The organism is Pectobacterium parmentieri (assembly GCF_001742145.1).
In the GTDB taxonomy this organism is placed as follows: domain Bacteria; phylum Pseudomonadota; class Gammaproteobacteria; order Enterobacterales; family Enterobacteriaceae; genus Pectobacterium; species Pectobacterium parmentieri.
The window spans coordinates 1,412,810-1,428,499 of record NZ_CP015749.1 but is presented as its reverse complement, the minus strand read 5'-3'; the positions used below and the strand labels follow the sequence as shown (position 1 = coordinate 1,428,499).

Below are 15,690 nucleotides of genomic sequence, written 5' to 3'. Positions count from 1 at the left end.
TTTAGGGGATAGGGGTAACCCATCAATGATAGCGGCAGGACGAACGTAACTCTGGTTCTTGCCCCACTACCACCACTGACTAAAGGTCTGCTGCGGGTTATCAACCTGAACGCGTTCACCAATACGGGGCGTCATCAACCGCCAGTCTTGATTTTCACTCGCCTGCGAAATCCGCTCTAGCGGATCGTTCCAGCGGTGGTGCGCCAGCTTAAATTTACTGTTGTGGCCCGGTAATACTGCTTTAGCCTGTAAATCGCTGGCTGCCTGTGCGCACTCTTCCGGCTTCATGTGAACATGGGGCCAGTTTTGATCGTATTGCCCACATTCCAGTATCGCGATATCGAATCCCCCCAGATGTTTGGCGATCTCTTTGTAATGTGGGCCATAGCCACTATCTCCACCGAGATACAGGCGATGCTGTGCTGTTATGAGCGCAAATGAGCCCCACAGCGTTTGATTATGCTTGAGGAGTCGACCGGAAAAATGCTGCGTAGGAAGCACATGAATGTCTACCCCGTCCTCTTTCAGGCAACTGAACCAGTCGCCTTCGGTAATGCTTTCCTGGGGAAAGCCCCATTTCACAAAATAGGAACCAACGCCGGTTAACGTGACAATACGGCGGATTTTTCCTCGTAACGCGTTCAGCGTGGGGTAATCCAAATGATCCCAATGGTCGTGAGTGATCAGCAGATAGTCGATTTCGGGAACGTCTTCCGGTGAATACACATTACTGCCTTCGAAAGCAATATTGGTGCGCGGCACCGGCGAGGCGTTGTCGCTAAATACCGGATCCAGCAGAAAGGTTTTCCCTTCCAGTTGAATAAAGTAGCTGGAGTGTCCCATCCAGATGATGACGTTCTCCGTTTTACTTAACTGATGTAGATCGGTTTTTTCCGACGGCAAGCGGATATCTGGTAACGCGCCAACATCTTTACCGAAAAGAAAATGATATAGCAGCGCAATTCGATTTTGGTTCCTCGTCGGGCGTGCGATCGGGTTATGAAACGCGCCATCGCGAAAGAGTGGATTTTCCGGTTGGGGTTTCACCTCTGGTGAAATATATTGCGGCTGTTTTAACCAGCTATAAATAGCTACAGCAATCACAGCCAAAACGAGTAACAAAAGCATAGCGTTTTTCCGGTGTCGTTTCGTAATGAATATTGTTTTGTAATGATAATTCCAGTCATTGACTCTCTGACTTTGGAAGTTATGCACGAACGTCGAAGGGATGGCAAGGAAGAATCGAGGGGTTTTTGGTGCAAAAAAAGCGAAGGCGCTTACCTTCGCTCAGCGTTTTGATGAGAAATAATAGCGATCGTTCGTTGATGACGCGCCTCTTTCCGCATCAACAATGCACTTCGAACACAGCGAATGCAGGACCTTGTTATTCAGAATCGTTTGTAAGCAACGAAAAGGCGTCACATCGTCAATCTTCCCCGCACGCTGGTCGGGCTTGATACGCTGGCGCAACATCTATCTCAGCTTTTGCAGTAAAAAGTGTCGTAGATATTTACATTCATTAATGTAATGTTATAACATTACAGCTATTGGCGCTGGAATGGAATATTACTGAGATGACGGATTTTGCAGTACAGATCGAAGAACTAGCCCTCGGTTACAATGGAAATCCAGCATTGAGCGCGGTCAGCGGTTCGGTAAACACTGGCTCCCTGACGGCGGTAGTCGGACCAAACGGTTCAGGTAAATCAACGCTACTGAAAGGGATTGCCGGAATACTACACCCCCTATCGGGCTTCTGCCGTATCGCATCGGGTGCACGCATCGCTTATCTACCACAGCTATCGGAACTGGATCGTAGCTTTCCTGCCAGCGTCCACGATCTGGTCTCGCTGGGGCTCTGGCAGGATCGCGGTTTGCTACGCTGGCATCGCCGTGACGATCGAGTGCGTATATCCCAAGCGCTTGCCGCCGTCGGGCTGGCTGGTTTTGATAATAAGCCACTCAGCGCCCTGTCGGGCGGGCAGTTTCAGCGTGCTCTGTTTGCGCGGGTGATCGTCCAGAATGCCAGCATCATTTTGCTCGACGAGCCCTTTAATGCCATTGATACAGCGACCACACAAGAGATGCTGGCGCTGATTAAAAGCTGGCACGCCCAACAACGTACGGTCATCGTGGTGATCCACGATCCTGAACTGGTACTTCGCCATTTTCCTGAGACATTGATGGTCAACGGCATGGTGGTCGCTTGGGGAGAAACCGACTGGGTGATGAAGCATAGCCTGCACTCGCCCGTTTTCTGTCAGCATAATACCGCACGGTACGCGACAGGGGCTCGATAATGCTCTGGCTTTACGATCTGCTCGTTAATCCGTTTGTTGAATTTGGCTTTATGCGCCGAGCGTTAGTGGGTGCATTGCTACTGTCGCTCAGCGCGTGTCCGGTGGGCGTATTCCTGACCCTGCGTCGTATGAGTCTGGTGGGCGATGCCATGTCCCACGCCGTGCTGCCCGGTGCCGCCATTGGTTTTCTGCTCTACGGATTGGAAATCATTCCGATGACACTCGGCGGCATGGTCGCCGGATTAATGGTAGCAATAGGTGCCGGAGCGGTATCTCGGCTGACGGTACAAAAGGAAGATGCCTCAATGGCGGCGTTTTACCTTATTTCGCTGGCGCTCGGGGTACTTATCGTCTCGCTACGCGGCTCAAGCGTTGACTTGATGCATGTTCTGTTTGGTTCCGTTTTGGCGCTGAATGTGGAAGCTCTGGTCCTGATCGCCTCGGTTTCCGTTGTTTCTTTGCTGATGCTGGTTCTGCTGTGGCGTGCGCTCATTGCCGAGTGTCTGGATCCGCTGTTCCTACGCGCCGTGTCTCGGCTCGGCTCACCGGTCCATTTTCTGTTTCTCACGCTGGTGGTGATAAACCTCGTGGCTGGCTATCAGGCGCTAGGCACGCTGCTGTCGGTGGGTTTGATGATCCTCCCAGCCGTCACCGCTCGCTTCTGGACTCGGCGCGTCATCACACTGTGTCTGGCTTCGGTGTTGATTGGCATGGTGGCCAGCATGTCCGGCCTGCTGTTCTCCTACCATTATTCGCTGCCATCAGGCCCAGCCATTATTCTCACCAACGGCGTTTTCTATCTGGCCTCAACCAGCGTCGCGATGATGAAAAACGCCCGACGCCGTCCTCACACTTCCTTAGTTAACTCGCGTCCTTCCCGCACGGAGTAAATCATCATGAGAATTATCACGACGCTTGGTGTCGCCGTTCTGCTTTCCCTGTCGCTACCGCTACAGGCCAGCGCCAGGCTTAACGTCATCGCCAGCTTTTCCATCCTTGGCGACATGGCGAAGAATATCGGTCAGGATCGTATTGAACTGCGAACCCTTGTGGGCCCCAACAGCGATGCGCATGTCTATGAGCCCTCCCCAGCGGATGCGATTGCCATGGCTAAAGCTGACGTGATCTTAATCAACGGATTACAGTTCGAGGGCTTTATCAACCGGCTCATTCAGGCCAGTGAGAGTAAAGCACCGGTCATTGAAGCGACAAATGGCGCAGAGATTATTCGCGATCCCGCAGGTGGCCATTACCATTTCTACAATGGCAAAGCCGTGTTTCACGCCGCACCTTTCGATCCCCACGCCTGGCAGTCGTTGCCCAATGCGCATATCTACGTGAAAAACATTACCGCCGCGTTTTGCGCAGCGGATAAAAGCGGCTGCGAAACTTATCAGGCGAATGCTAAAACCTATGAGGAAAAACTGACCAAACTTGGCGTAAACATTGATAACGCGCTAGCCCGTATCCCGGAATCGCGTCGTACCGTCGTGGTCGGCCACAATGCTTTCCGCTATTTCGAACACGAGCACGGCATTCACTTTTTATCCCCTCAGGGAGTCTCTACCGAGTCTGAAGCTTCTGCCGCAGATGTCGCCGGCATTCTGCGAGAGATAAAGAAAAATCATGCCGCAGCGGTCTTCGCGGAGAATATCTCAAACCCACGTCTGGTGGAGCAAATTGCCTCCGAAGCCGGTTTATCCATCGCGGGAGTGCTCTATTCCGACGCACTTTCCGACCCTTCAGGCCCAGCACCGACCTATATCGACATGATGCAGCACAACGTCAACACCATCGTGTCAGCACTGGCCGACAACAAGCACGTCCCCTGACCTCATCCTAATTCAGACTATTTTATAATGGAGAACCACATGAAAAAGCGTTTATTACCGCTGTCCATTTCAGCGCTTTTGCTCGGCTCAGTTGGCCCGGCAATGGCAGCAGAAGAGGACGTTACCGCCTGGCGTCTGTTCGTCGCCGATCACGATAAGTCCGTGGTGAATGTGATTGACGCCCTTGATGGCGACAAACTGACGTCCTTCGATCTGAAAGGGCCTGCGGCGCTCTATCGCAGTGAAAGTGGAGCTACGGTATATGCCGTTCAGGGCAGCGCAGGCACCGTATCGATGATCGGCTCTGGGATTTCGTTTCACGATCACGGCGATCACGCTGATATTGACATCGATGAACCCAACCTACTGAAAACTCAGCTAACTGGCGGCAAACCGGGTCACTTCGTTGAGCGTCAGGGTAAGGTCGCTCAGTGGTTTGACGGCGAACGTTACACGATGATCTATAGCGAAGCCGCCGCGCTGGATGGCGTCAATGACGCGAAACGCGTGTCCGTCAGCGCACCGCATCATGGTGTTGCCGTGCCGTATGACAACCATGCCGTTATCTCTGTCCCGAATCCAGAAGACGCGTCCAAACGCCCGATTGGTGCCCGAGTGATTAGCCTGGATAGTAAAACTGTCAGCGACAATGTGGCCTGCCCAGGTCTGCATGGATCCGCCGGTTCCGGTGACACTTACGCCCTGTCCTGCGAAACCGGTCTGCTGCTGATCACTCAGAAAGGCGATACGCCTGAAATACGCCATTTGCCTTACTCCAGCGCATTACCGAAAGGCAGCGTCTCCACACTTATCGGTGGCAAAGGTATGCAGTATTTCATCGGTAACTATGGTCCAGATCGCATTGTGCTTATCGACCCAACCGAAGATCAAAGTTTCCGTTTGGTGCAACTGCCGACCCGTCGCGTACATTTTGTCGTCGACCCGGTACGTCCGAAATTCGCCTACGTCTTTACGGAAGATGGCAAGTTAAATCAGGTTGATGTGCTGAAGGGGGAAATTACCAAGTCAGTGCGCGTCACGGAGCCATACTCTATGGACGGTCACTGGAACGATCCGCGTCCACGTATCGCGGTTGCGGCTGATAACATCTACATTACCGATCCTCTGAAGAGCAAAATTCACGTGCTGAACGCGGTGGATTTGAAAGAAACCAGTGCGATTACGGTACAGGGACATCCTTTCAATATTGTTGCCGTTGGCGGTTCAGGCAAAGTGCATGAACACGGTCACTCCCACGACCATCAGCATTAGGACCTAAACGTAACCCCCCAGCCTAGCAGGGGGTTTTCAGGGCACAAAAAAGCGAAGGCGCTTACCTTCGCTCAGCATTTTGATGAGAAATAATAGCGATCGTTCGTTGATGACGCGTCTCTTTCCGCATCAACAACGCACTATTTTTTAAGTGCCAACAGTGTTTTTCCCATCTCGATAACGAATTCATTCTGTTGTCCGATGACTTTATGCAGTTCGGCTTCATCCTGAATATTGGTGATCGTATTAATCGCCTGAACTTCCAGCACGCGTCCTTTAATCAGCGTCGAACACAGCGAATGCAGGACCTTGTTATTCAGAATCGTTTGTAAGCAGCGAAAAGGCGTCGCATCGTCAATCTTCCCCGCACGCTGGTCGGGTTTGATACGCTGGCGCAACATCTCTTTTTCCGTGCTGGCAATCACCGCATCGAGATCGCCAGGCGCGGAAGCAATCGGGACATTACCATCTTTATCTGGCGGCAACATAAATAGTGAAACTAGCGCCTTATTTCCCGTCGTAGGGTCAACATATTCAGTCTGAACCATATGATTTGGCACATCGACCACCTTGTCGCGCTGAACCATGTTTAACAACCGCGCAGGTAATGCTGCCGTGAGATCCTGCGTGGTATAGCCAGCGAACAAATCTGGATCCTTTGTTTCGGCAACCCCGTACAACGGCAGCACTAATAACAGGCCCGCAATCCCTTTCTTTATCACACTGATTTTCATTGTATTCCCCTACTCTTTATTGTGTGCATTACTCTATCTCACCACTCGCAATTCTTATCACGTTAACGTCGATGGTTTTATGGCTTTTTTATCACGTTTAAACGCAACAACGCATTCTATAACGATAGGAAATAATAGCATTTTTTATACAAAAGCTTGTTGCCGGAAGATTCCTTCGCTAGAATCGCGCCGTTTACTCACCCCTAATATGTTATTTGGAGCCCTAAAGTGCCCTGTACGTCAGCCCCCCACTAACCGCCGACGACTGCATTAAGCAGCCTCGATTCGGCGCAGTCTGCGCCAGCGTTGGCTGCGGTACGGGTTCCTTTCTCTTTCCCACCATTGCGCGGAGCAGAGAATGAATCTCCCGCTTCCTCCCCCGCGACTCTGACCTCTGGAATGCCAGTGGCCAGCCTATTGACTCGCGCCAGAACACGTTCGTCGGCCCTCTTTTTTATCCTGGATGGGTCTGGCTGCGCTAATAACGCAGTTGGCGAAAAACATGTATTTACATTCAATACCGTTATTAAAATATCCACGAACCCCTCATCTGGAAGGTTCACGTTTACAGCCCGGCGATGATGCGTCGGATCAAATTGCACTGAAAGCGTTAGCAGGCCGTTATGTCGTGATCGAAGAAAAGATCGACGGTGCGAACAGCGGTGTGTCCTTCAATGAAACAGCAGAACTGTTGCTCCAATCGCGCGGCCATTATTTGACTGGTGGCTCGCGGGAACGGCAGTTCAACCAGTTCAAGCTATGGGCCACAGCGCACGAAATGCGTTTTCTTGAACTGCTAGAAGATCGTTTCGTGATGTACGGCGAATGGGCCTACAGCAAGCATTCCGTATTTTATGACCGTTTGCCGCATTACTTTCACGAATTTGATCTTTACGATCGTCGTGACGGCATTTTTTTATCGACGGCACGCCGACATGCCATGCTGGCCGGTTCGCCCGTGTTATCCGTCCCGGTAATCTATGCCGGGGAGATGCCAACTAACCCGGCATTGCTGTGGAAGCTGGTGTACCGTTCGCTGGCAAAAAGCCCGAACTGGAAAACCACGTTTGAATCCACCGTCCAGCGTGCAGGTTTACCGCTCGCGCTGTGCTGGCAACAAACCGATAAATCGGACCGTTCGGAAGGCCTTTATCTAAAGGTTGAAGATGATAAACAGGTGTTGGCTCGTTACAAGTTGGTACGCCATGATTTTACCCAGACCATTTTGGACAGCGGATCGCATCATTCCCAACGCCCTATTTTACCGAATCAACTGGCTGAAGGCGTTGATCTGTACGCGCCTTGTCCACCCGTATCCTGGGAAATGCTGGGGCTGAATACGCTGCGTTCACTAGACGCACTCGCCACCGCCATGCCCGATAAGTAAGGAGTATGACTATCATGGATTGGAATACTATTAGGGGGTTGGTCCCCACCTCTGGCGCACAGCCAGATTTTACTCACTGCCTAGAGGCTTTTCCGGTGCTTCAACGTGCCAAAGAGACACCGCAGGAGCCACGCTATCACGGTGAAGGCGACGTCTGGACGCACACTATAATGGTTGTCGAGTCACTATTAGAGCTTCCCGATTACCAGACAGCCACGCACGAACAACAAGAAATCTTGTTTTTTGCCGCGTTGCTGCATGACGTTGCGAAATATCGAACGACGGTGATTGACCCGGTGACGGGCCAGATTGGTCAACCGGGGCATTCGCGTAAAGGTGCTATCGACGCTCGGGTGCTGTTGTGGGATGCAAACGTACCATTTGCGATTCGGGAGGCGGTTTGTCGGTTAATTTCGGTACATCAGGTTCCGTTTTACTGTCTTGAAGATGAACGCCGTCGGATGTCACCGCTCTTTACGATTCGTGAATTGTCTTGGCAGTTGAGCATTCCGCTGTTGGCCACGCTGGCGGAAGCCGATATGCGTGGGCGAATCTGTCAAGATCAAGCGCGCGTGATAGATAGCATCGAGCTGTTCCGCGAGTTGGCGCGGGAAGAAGGCTGTTACGGTCAGCCGAGAGCGTTTGTCGATGCCCACACACGCCTGAGTTATTTTCGCGGTGCCGATGTCCATCCCGACTATCCGTTGTTCCAGGAACCTGGCTCGAAAGTCACGGTGATGTGCGGTTTGCCAGCTTCAGGAAAAGACACCTGGGTACGAAAACATCGGCGTAACTTACCTGTAGTCTCTTTCGACGATGCACGCACAGAGTTAGGGCTGAAACACGGTGAAAATGAAGGAAAGGCGGTACACTGGGCGACCGATAAAGCACGTTCACTGTTGCGAACGCATGAGCCGTTTGTGTGGAATGCCACGCACCTGAGCCAGCAAATGCGCACCCGCACGTTAGATCTGTGCTACGCCTATGGCGCAGAAGTGGAGGTGGTGTATCTGGAGCGTCCGCGTCAGGAATTGCTGCGCCGCAACGGTAAACGAGATACCACGTTGAGCAATAAAACGCTGCAAGGGATGCTGACAAAATGGGAACTTCCCTCACAGACGGAAGCGCATGTTGTTAGCTATGAAAGCTAAGTGATTACTTTAAGGAGCTAAAAATGAAACAAGATTCAGGGAGCAATAAAGGTGTCTCACCGCTGCTTTCACCACACGACATCACCCGTCTTTTACAGATACCCGTATCGCAGTGTATTTCAGATGAATATCCCTGGATAAGCAATGATGAAGCGTTGATCGACAAGCATTTAAACGACGTATGCGCACACGTCATACAGCAGACTCACACCCAATCAAGAATTGAATGGGATCACTACGGTTCTGGCTATGCTTCCTTTGTCGACGCTTGGTTTTATAAAAATACACCGGATTTTAATGCTAAACACCCGATTCGTTATGGTGAAGAGCATACGGGGTTAACCGTTTTACTGAGCCGCCTGTCGCCCTATTTTGTATTGATGGAAAGCGAAAAGCGTTGGGATGTTCATGGCGGTGGAGCAGGAGAAAGTCCTGAACTGGGGAAAGTCGATAGGTTCGACACCCCCGTAGTGGAAGCATTAAGCCAGCAGGTGCAAGTAGTACTGGAGAAATGCGGGCTGATTCGCGTTTATAAGGAACAATTGGTATCGCCGCTGCCCACCAGCATTCATCTGCAGACACTGTTTACAGAGAGCGGTTTCACACAGTTCGATGCCCTATTCTATTGGGAAGATTGAGTTGTTAACGTAACCGTAGCGCACGCCAGCGAGGAAGATCGGTAAATCTGATTTCATATTCCGTGGCACCGTGTCTTCCTGCACTAAAATACCTTTTTTCATAGATTAGATTATCGTCCTCGAACCTCACGGGGACGATAAATCCCCCCGTCGCCTGAGAAACTTTGCATTGCCTTTCTTCTCGCACATCAATACACAGCAACACCGTTTGCGGGCCGTCGCGCTCCGCGGTAGAGAGCCACTCTTGTACCACAAGATAACGAGAATCAGGCGACCACAGCATCTCCTTGCCAAAAACGCGATCCGCCAATTCTTTGTCGTCAATCGATAGCGAAAAATAAGGCGGGCCAAACCGGATATCTCCAACACAAATCAGCATCGCGCTATGTTGTCGATCGCATGAGGATAGCTTGTGCAACATACAAAAATAACTCCCGAATCAGTCTGATGTTATCTCAATGAGATTACCATCAGGGTCGCTGACGATCGCTTCATAAAAGCCGTCCCCCGTCATACGAGGTGGAGCAACCAGAATACCGCGTTCCGCCGCTTTACTGGCTAACGCTTCCACATCCGCCTTGCTGCCAACTGAAATCGCCACATGCGCCCAGCCGCAGCCTTCTTTATTAGCTAAGGCTTCCGCTAGCACCGGTAGCGTCATCAACTCAATCGATGCCCCTTCACTCAGTTGAACGAAATGTGATTCAAATCCAGGACGATTCCGACTCACATATTTTTCCCCCACCTGAGCGGCGAAAAACGTTTGCCAAAATGCCGCCTGCGCCGCCAGATCGGCCGTCCATAATGCCACGTGTGTCACTTTCATCATGATCCCTTCTTAACCGTCGTCTTTCACATCGTCATGGTCGGTTAACGGTGATTATCGCGTTCCGTTCAGTATGGTTAAAACCTGCTGGTGCAGCGCTGGGCTACCGGTCGCGACCACCGTACCACCCGCTTCCGCTCGCTGCCCGTCGAGACCGGTGATAATGCCACCCGCCTGCTCAATAATCGGGATCAATGCGACAATGTCGTAGGGCTGCAATGCAAATTCCACGCAGATGTCAATCTGGCCTGCCGCCAGCATTGCCAGCGCGTAGCACTCACCGCCATAGCGCGTCATCAGAGTGCTTTCGGTCAGTTCTGCGAAACGAACCGTCGGGTGCATACTCAGCGCTTCCGGCGCGGTGGTGTGAAGGATTGCCTGTTCGAGCGACACACCTTTACGCGTACTTAAGCGCGTTTCTCCCTGCCGATCGCTCCGCCAGGCCTGCGAGCCATCGGCCCAGAAGCACTCTCCGGTAAACGGTTGGCTCATCATCCCCATCACGGCACGTTCATGATGCAACAGACCAATGAGCGTTCCCCACACGGGTAGCCCGCATAAGAAAGGTCGGGTTCCATCAACCGGATCCAAAACCCAGCGTACAGGCCCTTCCCCGCTCAAGCCAAATTCTTCTCCCATAATCGCGTGTTCGGGATAATGGCGTGCGATGTGTTCACGTATCACTCGTTCGGCCTCCCGATCGGCTTCCGTCACCGGATCAAAGCGGAAACCCTCTTTTGGCTTGGTTTCGATTTGATTGGCTTGGAGGGAACGAAAACGTGGCAATGTTTCCTGACTGGCCAGGGCGGCAAGTTCATGAAAAAAGGTAATGTCGGGAAGCGTCTGGCTCATCGTATTTTCCCTCCCTATCGCGTCATTTGGGAATTGAAGCTGAGAGAGCGCAATGCTCGATTTGGCTCGATTATGAATGACGAAACAAGTGCAAACAATCTCGCGTTCATCTATGGATAAAAAATAGCCCCCAAACGCTGTCATCAGGGGGCTATAGCAAGGATAGCTAAACGATATTACTTTATTTAGCTCAAATCGGAACCGTTGCTGGCAATCACCTTTTTATACCAGTAGAACGATTTCTTTTTCTTTCTGGCTAATGTCCCTTCGCCCCGATCGTCGCGATCGACATAGATGAAGCCATAACGTTTGCTCATCTCGCCGGTGGACGCGGCAACCAGATCGATACAGCCCCACGAGGTGTAGCCGATAACCGGGATACCGTCGCCGATAGCGTCCGCCATCGCGCTGATGTGCTCGCGCAGGTAACTGATGCGATAGTCATCATCAATCTCGCCCTGTGCGTTAACCTCGTCCTTCGCCCCCAACCCGTTCTCTACCAAAAACAGCGGCTTCTGGTAGCGGTCGTACATCATATTCATGGTGATGCGCAAGCCCAACGGGTCAATCCCCCAGCCCCATTCACTCGCCTTAATGTGCGGGTTTTTCAACGATTTAACGATGTTCGCGGCGCTGCTGTTGTGCTCGTTCATATCCGCTGACGCACAGCGGGAGGCGTAATAGCTGAAGGAAACAAAATCCACCGTGTTTTTGAGGATCTCATCATCGCTCGGCTCTGACGCGATCGTAATGCCCTTCTCTTTAAACAGTCGTCTGGTATACGCCGGATAGGTGCCACGCGCCTGCACATCAATAAAGAACAGGTTTTCACGATCTTTATTCAGCGCCGCCCAGACATCTTCCGGTTTACACGACCACGGGTAGAAGTTACCGCCAGCCAGCATACAGCCAACTTGATTGTCCGGATTAACTTCATGCGCAATCTTCGTCGCCAGCGCACTCGCCACCAATTCATGATGTGCAGCCTGATATTTTACCTGTTCCTGATTTTCCCCTTCGGCAAACACCAGACCCGCGCCGGAAAACGGGCTATGCAGTAAAATATTGATTTCATTGAATGTCAGCCAATATTTCACCAACCCGTCAAAGGCTTCAAAACAGGTGCGAGCGTAGCGGGCAAAAAACTCCACCATTTTCCGGTTACGCCATGAACCATATTCGGTGACCAAATGCATCGGCACATCGAAATGACACAGTGTTACCAGCGGTTCCATGTTGTACTTCTTGCACTCGGCAAACACATCACGATAAAACGCGATACCGTCCGCGTTGGGCGTCAGTTCATCTCCGTTCGGATAGAGTCGACTCCAGGCGATGGAGGTACGGAACACCGTAAACCCCATTTCCGCCATCAGCGCGATATCTTCCTTATACCGATGGTAGAAATCGATCGCCTGATGGCTGGGATAAAATTCATCCTCACGCAACGCGAAACGCGGCTCTTGCCCCAGTTTCACCGGCAGACGATTCACGCCGTGGGGGATCATATCCACCGTCGTCAGCCCTTTACCGGCCTCAAGGTATGCGCCTTCTGCCTGATTGGCCGCAATCGCGCCCCCCCATAAGAATCCAGTGGGAAATGTTGATGCAGACATACGCTGTTTCTCCTTCGTACTTCGTGTCATTAGTGCTTCATTTAATTCGTGTTCGATACGTGCGGGGTTACGGAAACGTCGTCACCCTGTGCATGTTTCTCTTCAGGCTTTTCTTCTACCGGAATGTCTTCAAAACCCAGCAGTAAAGTGACGAAGAAGGAGATCACGACAGACAGGATCATGACGCCAAATACCCAGGCAATACTCATCGGATTGGTCGGATCGAAGAACTGTACGCTAGTGAATAGCCCCGGCGACGCCATTGAATGGCTTGCCAACCCGCCGATACCTGCGACGGCACCACAGATAAAACCGGTGATTAAACAGGCAATTAGCGGACGTTTCAGGCGTAACGCGACACCGTACAGCGCAGGTTCTGAGATCCCGGCAACAATGGCCGATGCCGCTGCTGCCAGCGCAGTCTGGCGCAGTTCTGGGTTTTTGGTGCGCCAGGCTACAGCCAGTGACGATCCGCCCAACGACAGATTCGCACCGATTTCAGACGGCATGACCATACCTTCTTTGCCAGTTTCAGCGATGGTTTGAATAATGGTCGGCGTAAACACGCGGTGCATACCGGTCATCACCAGCAGCGGCCAGATAGCGCCCATGATGGCAACGGACAGCCAGCCCAGATAGTCATGCACGGTGTACACCACCGCAGAAATGCCGCTACCGATCCATATCCCAATTGGGCCGATAAGCATGATGGCAATCGGGGAGGCAATCAGCACGATCAACATCGGCTTGAGGAAGTTTTTGGTCACGGCTGGCGTAATACGGTCTACCCATTTTTCAATGTAAGACAGGATCCAGGTCATACACAGTGCCGGAATCACGGTATAGGTATATTTCACCGCCGTGACGGAAAGCCCCATAAACACCACCTGCTGTCCCTGTGCTGCTTTTGCCATCAGATCGATAAACGTCGGATGGACCAGCACCCCGGCGATAGCAATCGCCAGCGACATATTGGTTTTGAATTTTACCGCCGCAGACGCCGCTACCATGATCGGCAGGAAGAAGAACGCCCCGTCGCCAATCACGTTCAGGATCGTGATCGTCGATGCCCCCTTCTCAAACAGCCCGGTCATATCCAGGATCATGGCAAGCAGCTTCACCATCGAACCGCCGATAATCGCCGGAATAAGCGGTGACATCGTGCCAATCAGCGCATCCAAGATCCCTGCACCAATCCGTCGCAACGTAATTTTATTGTTTACCGGTACGGCTTTTTCAACCGCCGCGCCTTCTGGCAGCAGCTTCACTACCTCGGCGTAGGCCTGAGAAACAGTGTTGCCGATAATCACCTGGCACTGGTTATCGTTTTTCACCACACCCAACACGCCGCCGATCGCCTTCAATCCGGCCACATTCACAGCATCATTATCTTTAAGCACAAAGCGCAGGCGCGTCATGCAGTGGGTTACCGCAGCGATATTATCAGCACCACCGATAGCATCGACGATCGAACGGGATACAGCCGCATAATTCTTTGACATGGATAGACAATCTCTCGTAATCGCGCACGCTACCCCGTTTCAACAAACCGCTCAAATCGGAATCATTACTCGGTAACAGTGCATTTATTATTAAATTTCATGCAGTTATGAAAGCATTCATGCCGGTATCCCTGCTCCATGCAACGTGATGAAACGCCGATGGGTAACCGGTTCCACACAATAATGTTTATATATCGATGTAATTTCAATAGATGAATTACCAATATTTTACTTATGTGACTACGATCGCCATGAAAAAGGTAATTTCTCTCCTACCCACCCCGGTTCTGCACTTACTACCCTGCTTCTGTCAGCCTAATGTGTGTAAAATGATAAGCGTGTTCAACGTGTCAGGATGTCCCATGTCGACAATGCAGGAAGTGGCGAAGAAAGCAGGCGTATCAAAAGCGACAGTGTCACGCGTGCTATCAGGCAAAGGCTATACCAGTGAAGAAACCAAAGCGCTGGTCTATCAGGCCATTGAGGAGACCGGATATCAGCCAAATTTACTAGCGCGTAATCTGGCGACCAGCAAATCAGCCTGTATTGGTTTGGTGGTGACTAACACGCTCTATCACGGCAGCTATTTTAACGAACTGCTGTCACAGGCCGCCAAGAAGCTCGAAGACAACGGGCGTCAACTCATTCTGGTTGACGGCAAACACAGCGCCGATGAAGAACGCGCCGCGATTCAATTTCTGCTGGGTTTACGCTGCGATGCGATTATCATTTATCCTCGTTTTCTCAACGTGGATCAGATGGACGACATCATCGGACAACACAAGCAGCCGATCATGGTCGTCAACCGTAAGCTGCGTAAACACCAAAGCCACTGCATTTGCTGCGATCACAAGGGCTCTAGCTATAACGCTACGCAACATCTGATTGCGCGCGGTCATAAAGACATCGCGTTTATCACCGGCTCGCTGGATTCGCCAACCGCTATCGAACGCCTTTCCGGCTATAAAGACGCGCTGACAGCAGCCAACATCGCAGTACGGGATGAACTGATTGTGAGAGGGAAATGGACGCCGCGCTGCGGCTCACTCGCCATTGCTGCCCTACGCGATAGCCAGGTGTCGTTCAGTGCCGTTCTCGCCAGCAATGACGATATGGCGATTGGTGCGATGAAAGCGTTGGATGAGGCCGGCGTTGCAGTCCCGAGCGATGTCTCTGTGGTCGGGTTCGATGATATTCCCACTGCCCCGTTTTTGAAGCCGTCACTCTCCAGCGTAAAGGATCCGGTGAGCGATATGATCAACGAAGTGATTCACCGCCTGATCGCGATGCTGGACGGCGGCTATTTCTCGAAAGAGAACCTGTTTTTGTCTGAACTGCGGGTCAGGGACTCGATTCAGGACGGGCCGTATGGTAACCAGCCCGCCTGATCTCAATATAGGTTCGCGGTGTGTTCATAACCGCCCCGACCGTCAGTATCTCCGTTGCAGCTTGAAGTATGACGAGTATAAAAGCTTACACGTAAACGTTCAGTTGATTAGTGGCCGTTGGGCGATTAACCCCATCAGCTATAGGTGGCGTAAAGACTGGACCGCTATTTTCGTACCCGGATCGCGTTCGGG

General features: G+C 51.8%; 15 protein-coding genes. 8 read left to right on the top strand and 7 right to left on the bottom strand.

The features are described from left to right. Positions 1-66: 66 nt before the first annotated feature. A complete protein-coding gene (locus tag A8F97_RS06310) occupies positions 67-1,128 on the bottom strand; it encodes an MBL fold metallo-hydrolase (RefSeq protein ID WP_014700104.1) in 1,062 nt (353 codons plus the stop codon). A gap of 446 nt (positions 1,129-1,574) precedes the next feature. On the opposite strand from A8F97_RS06310, the gene aztA reads away from it, so the two are divergent. From aztA to aztD, 4 genes are read left to right on the top strand one after another with little or no spacing between them, the layout of a single operon-like run. Further along, positions 1,575-2,300 carry a zinc ABC transporter ATP-binding protein AztA gene (aztA, locus tag A8F97_RS06300; protein WP_033071554.1) on the top strand — a complete coding sequence of 242 codons (726 nt, stop codon included), beginning with the start codon at positions 1,575-1,577 and terminating at the stop codon, positions 2,298-2,300. Continuing rightward, a complete protein-coding gene (aztB, locus tag A8F97_RS06295) occupies positions 2,300-3,190 on the top strand; it encodes a zinc ABC transporter permease AztB (RefSeq protein WP_033071555.1) in 891 nt (296 codons plus the stop codon). Before aztA ends, aztB begins: the two co-directional genes overlap by 1 nt. Positions 3,191-3,196: 6 nt before the next feature. After that, positions 3,197-4,132: a zinc ABC transporter substrate-binding protein AztC gene (gene aztC, locus A8F97_RS06290; RefSeq protein ID WP_025920248.1), complete on the top strand. Its 936-nt coding sequence runs from the start codon at positions 3,197-3,199 to the stop codon at positions 4,130-4,132. Positions 4,133-4,171: 39 nt separating this feature from the next. Next, positions 4,172-5,404: a zinc metallochaperone AztD gene (gene aztD / locus A8F97_RS06285; protein ID WP_033071556.1), complete on the top strand. Its 1,233-nt coding sequence runs from the start codon at positions 4,172-4,174 to the stop codon at positions 5,402-5,404. Between the two features lie 140 nt (positions 5,405-5,544). Here aztD and A8F97_RS06280 read toward each other — a convergent pair whose 3' ends face one another. Next, positions 5,545-6,138, bottom strand: coding sequence for a hypothetical protein (locus A8F97_RS06280; RefSeq protein ID WP_015730557.1), 594 nt, complete (start codon positions 6,136-6,138; stop codon positions 5,545-5,547). Positions 6,139-6,640: 502 nt separating this feature from the next. Between A8F97_RS06280 and A8F97_RS06275 the strand changes: the two genes are divergently transcribed. Genes A8F97_RS06275 through A8F97_RS06265 form a run of 3 tightly spaced genes read left to right on the top strand, consistent with a single transcriptional unit; the run spans position 6,641 to position 9,314 of the window. After that, on the top strand, positions 6,641-7,525 hold the full coding sequence (locus tag A8F97_RS06275) for an RNA ligase family protein (RefSeq protein WP_033072042.1): 885 nt from the start codon (positions 6,641-6,643) through the stop codon (positions 7,523-7,525). Between the two features lie 5 nt (positions 7,526-7,530). Beyond that, positions 7,531-8,676, top strand: a complete 1,146-nt coding sequence (locus A8F97_RS06270) for an AAA family ATPase (RefSeq protein ID WP_082218627.1) — start codon at positions 7,531-7,533, stop codon at positions 8,674-8,676. Positions 8,677-8,699: 23 nt separating this feature from the next. Beyond that, on the top strand, positions 8,700-9,314 hold the full coding sequence (locus A8F97_RS06265) for a hypothetical protein (protein ID WP_033071558.1): 615 nt from the start codon (positions 8,700-8,702) through the stop codon (positions 9,312-9,314). Between the two features lie 4 nt (positions 9,315-9,318). On the opposite strand, the gene A8F97_RS06260 is transcribed toward A8F97_RS06265, so the two are convergent. The 5 genes from A8F97_RS06260 to ascF all read right to left on the bottom strand — a co-directional run bounded on the left by A8F97_RS06260 (position 9,319) and on the right by ascF (position 14,110). Next, the gene (locus tag A8F97_RS06260) at positions 9,319-9,735 is read right to left on the bottom strand and encodes a hypothetical protein (RefSeq protein ID WP_033071559.1); all 417 of its coding nucleotides are present in this window, start codon (positions 9,733-9,735) and stop codon (positions 9,319-9,321) included. An 18-nt stretch (positions 9,736-9,753) separates the two neighbouring features. Continuing rightward, positions 9,754-10,140 (bottom strand): VOC family protein, encoded by a 387-nt coding sequence (locus A8F97_RS06255; protein ID WP_033071560.1) that lies wholly within the window; start codon positions 10,138-10,140, stop codon positions 9,754-9,756. 54 nt (positions 10,141-10,194) lie between these two features. Then, positions 10,195-10,992 carry a histidinol-phosphatase gene (gene hisN / locus A8F97_RS06250; protein WP_033071561.1) on the bottom strand — a complete coding sequence of 266 codons (798 nt, stop codon included), beginning with the start codon at positions 10,990-10,992 and terminating at the stop codon, positions 10,195-10,197. Between the two features lie 185 nt (positions 10,993-11,177). Continuing rightward, complete coding sequence (locus A8F97_RS06245) at positions 11,178-12,608, bottom strand: 6-phospho-beta-glucosidase (protein ID WP_014700117.1); 1,431 nt, start codon at positions 12,606-12,608, stop codon at positions 11,178-11,180. A gap of 41 nt (positions 12,609-12,649) precedes the next feature. Further along, positions 12,650-14,110, bottom strand: coding sequence for a PTS cellobiose/arbutin/salicin transporter subunit IIBC (gene ascF, locus A8F97_RS06240; RefSeq protein ID WP_014700118.1), 1,461 nt, complete (start codon positions 14,108-14,110; stop codon positions 12,650-12,652). Between the two features lie 362 nt (positions 14,111-14,472). Between ascF and A8F97_RS06235 the strand changes: the two genes are divergently transcribed. Next, on the top strand, positions 14,473-15,498 hold the full coding sequence (locus A8F97_RS06235) for a LacI family DNA-binding transcriptional regulator (RefSeq protein WP_014700119.1): 1,026 nt from the start codon (positions 14,473-14,475) through the stop codon (positions 15,496-15,498). Positions 15,499-15,690 lie beyond the last annotated feature (192 nt).

What these genes read in the sequence shown, in the direction of transcription:
- hisN (WP_033071561.1), bottom strand. Translation starts at nt 10,992, where the DNA reads ATGAGCCAGACGCTTCCCGACATTACCTTTTTTCATGAACTTGCCGCC.
- A8F97_RS06235 (WP_014700119.1), top strand. Translation starts at nt 14,473, where the DNA reads ATGTCGACAATGCAGGAAGTGGCGAAGAAAGCAGGCGTATCAAAAGCG.
- A8F97_RS06310 (WP_014700104.1), bottom strand. Translation starts at nt 1,128, where the DNA reads ATGCTTTTGTTACTCGTTTTGGCTGTGATTGCTGTAGCTATTTATAGC.
- A8F97_RS06265 (WP_033071558.1), top strand. Translation starts at nt 8,700, where the DNA reads ATGAAACAAGATTCAGGGAGCAATAAAGGTGTCTCACCGCTGCTTTCA.
- aztB (WP_033071555.1), top strand. Translation starts at nt 2,300, where the DNA reads ATGCTCTGGCTTTACGATCTGCTCGTTAATCCGTTTGTTGAATTTGGC.
- A8F97_RS06270 (WP_082218627.1), top strand. Translation starts at nt 7,531, where the DNA reads ATGACTATCATGGATTGGAATACTATTAGGGGGTTGGTCCCCACCTCT.
- A8F97_RS06245 (WP_014700117.1), bottom strand. Translation starts at nt 12,608, where the DNA reads ATGTCTGCATCAACATTTCCCACTGGATTCTTATGGGGGGGCGCGATT.
- A8F97_RS06260 (WP_033071559.1), bottom strand. Translation starts at nt 9,735, where the DNA reads ATGTTGCACAAGCTATCCTCATGCGATCGACAACATAGCGCGATGCTG.
- ascF (WP_014700118.1), bottom strand. Translation starts at nt 14,110, where the DNA reads ATGTCAAAGAATTATGCGGCTGTATCCCGTTCGATCGTCGATGCTATC.
- A8F97_RS06255 (WP_033071560.1), bottom strand. Translation starts at nt 10,140, where the DNA reads ATGAAAGTGACACACGTGGCATTATGGACGGCCGATCTGGCGGCGCAG.
- aztA (WP_033071554.1), top strand. Translation starts at nt 1,575, where the DNA reads ATGACGGATTTTGCAGTACAGATCGAAGAACTAGCCCTCGGTTACAAT.
- A8F97_RS06275 (WP_033072042.1), top strand. Translation starts at nt 6,641, where the DNA reads ATGTATTTACATTCAATACCGTTATTAAAATATCCACGAACCCCTCAT.
- aztD (WP_033071556.1), top strand. Translation starts at nt 4,172, where the DNA reads ATGAAAAAGCGTTTATTACCGCTGTCCATTTCAGCGCTTTTGCTCGGC.
- A8F97_RS06280 (WP_015730557.1), bottom strand. Translation starts at nt 6,138, where the DNA reads ATGAAAATCAGTGTGATAAAGAAAGGGATTGCGGGCCTGTTATTAGTG.
- aztC (WP_025920248.1), top strand. Translation starts at nt 3,197, where the DNA reads ATGAGAATTATCACGACGCTTGGTGTCGCCGTTCTGCTTTCCCTGTCG.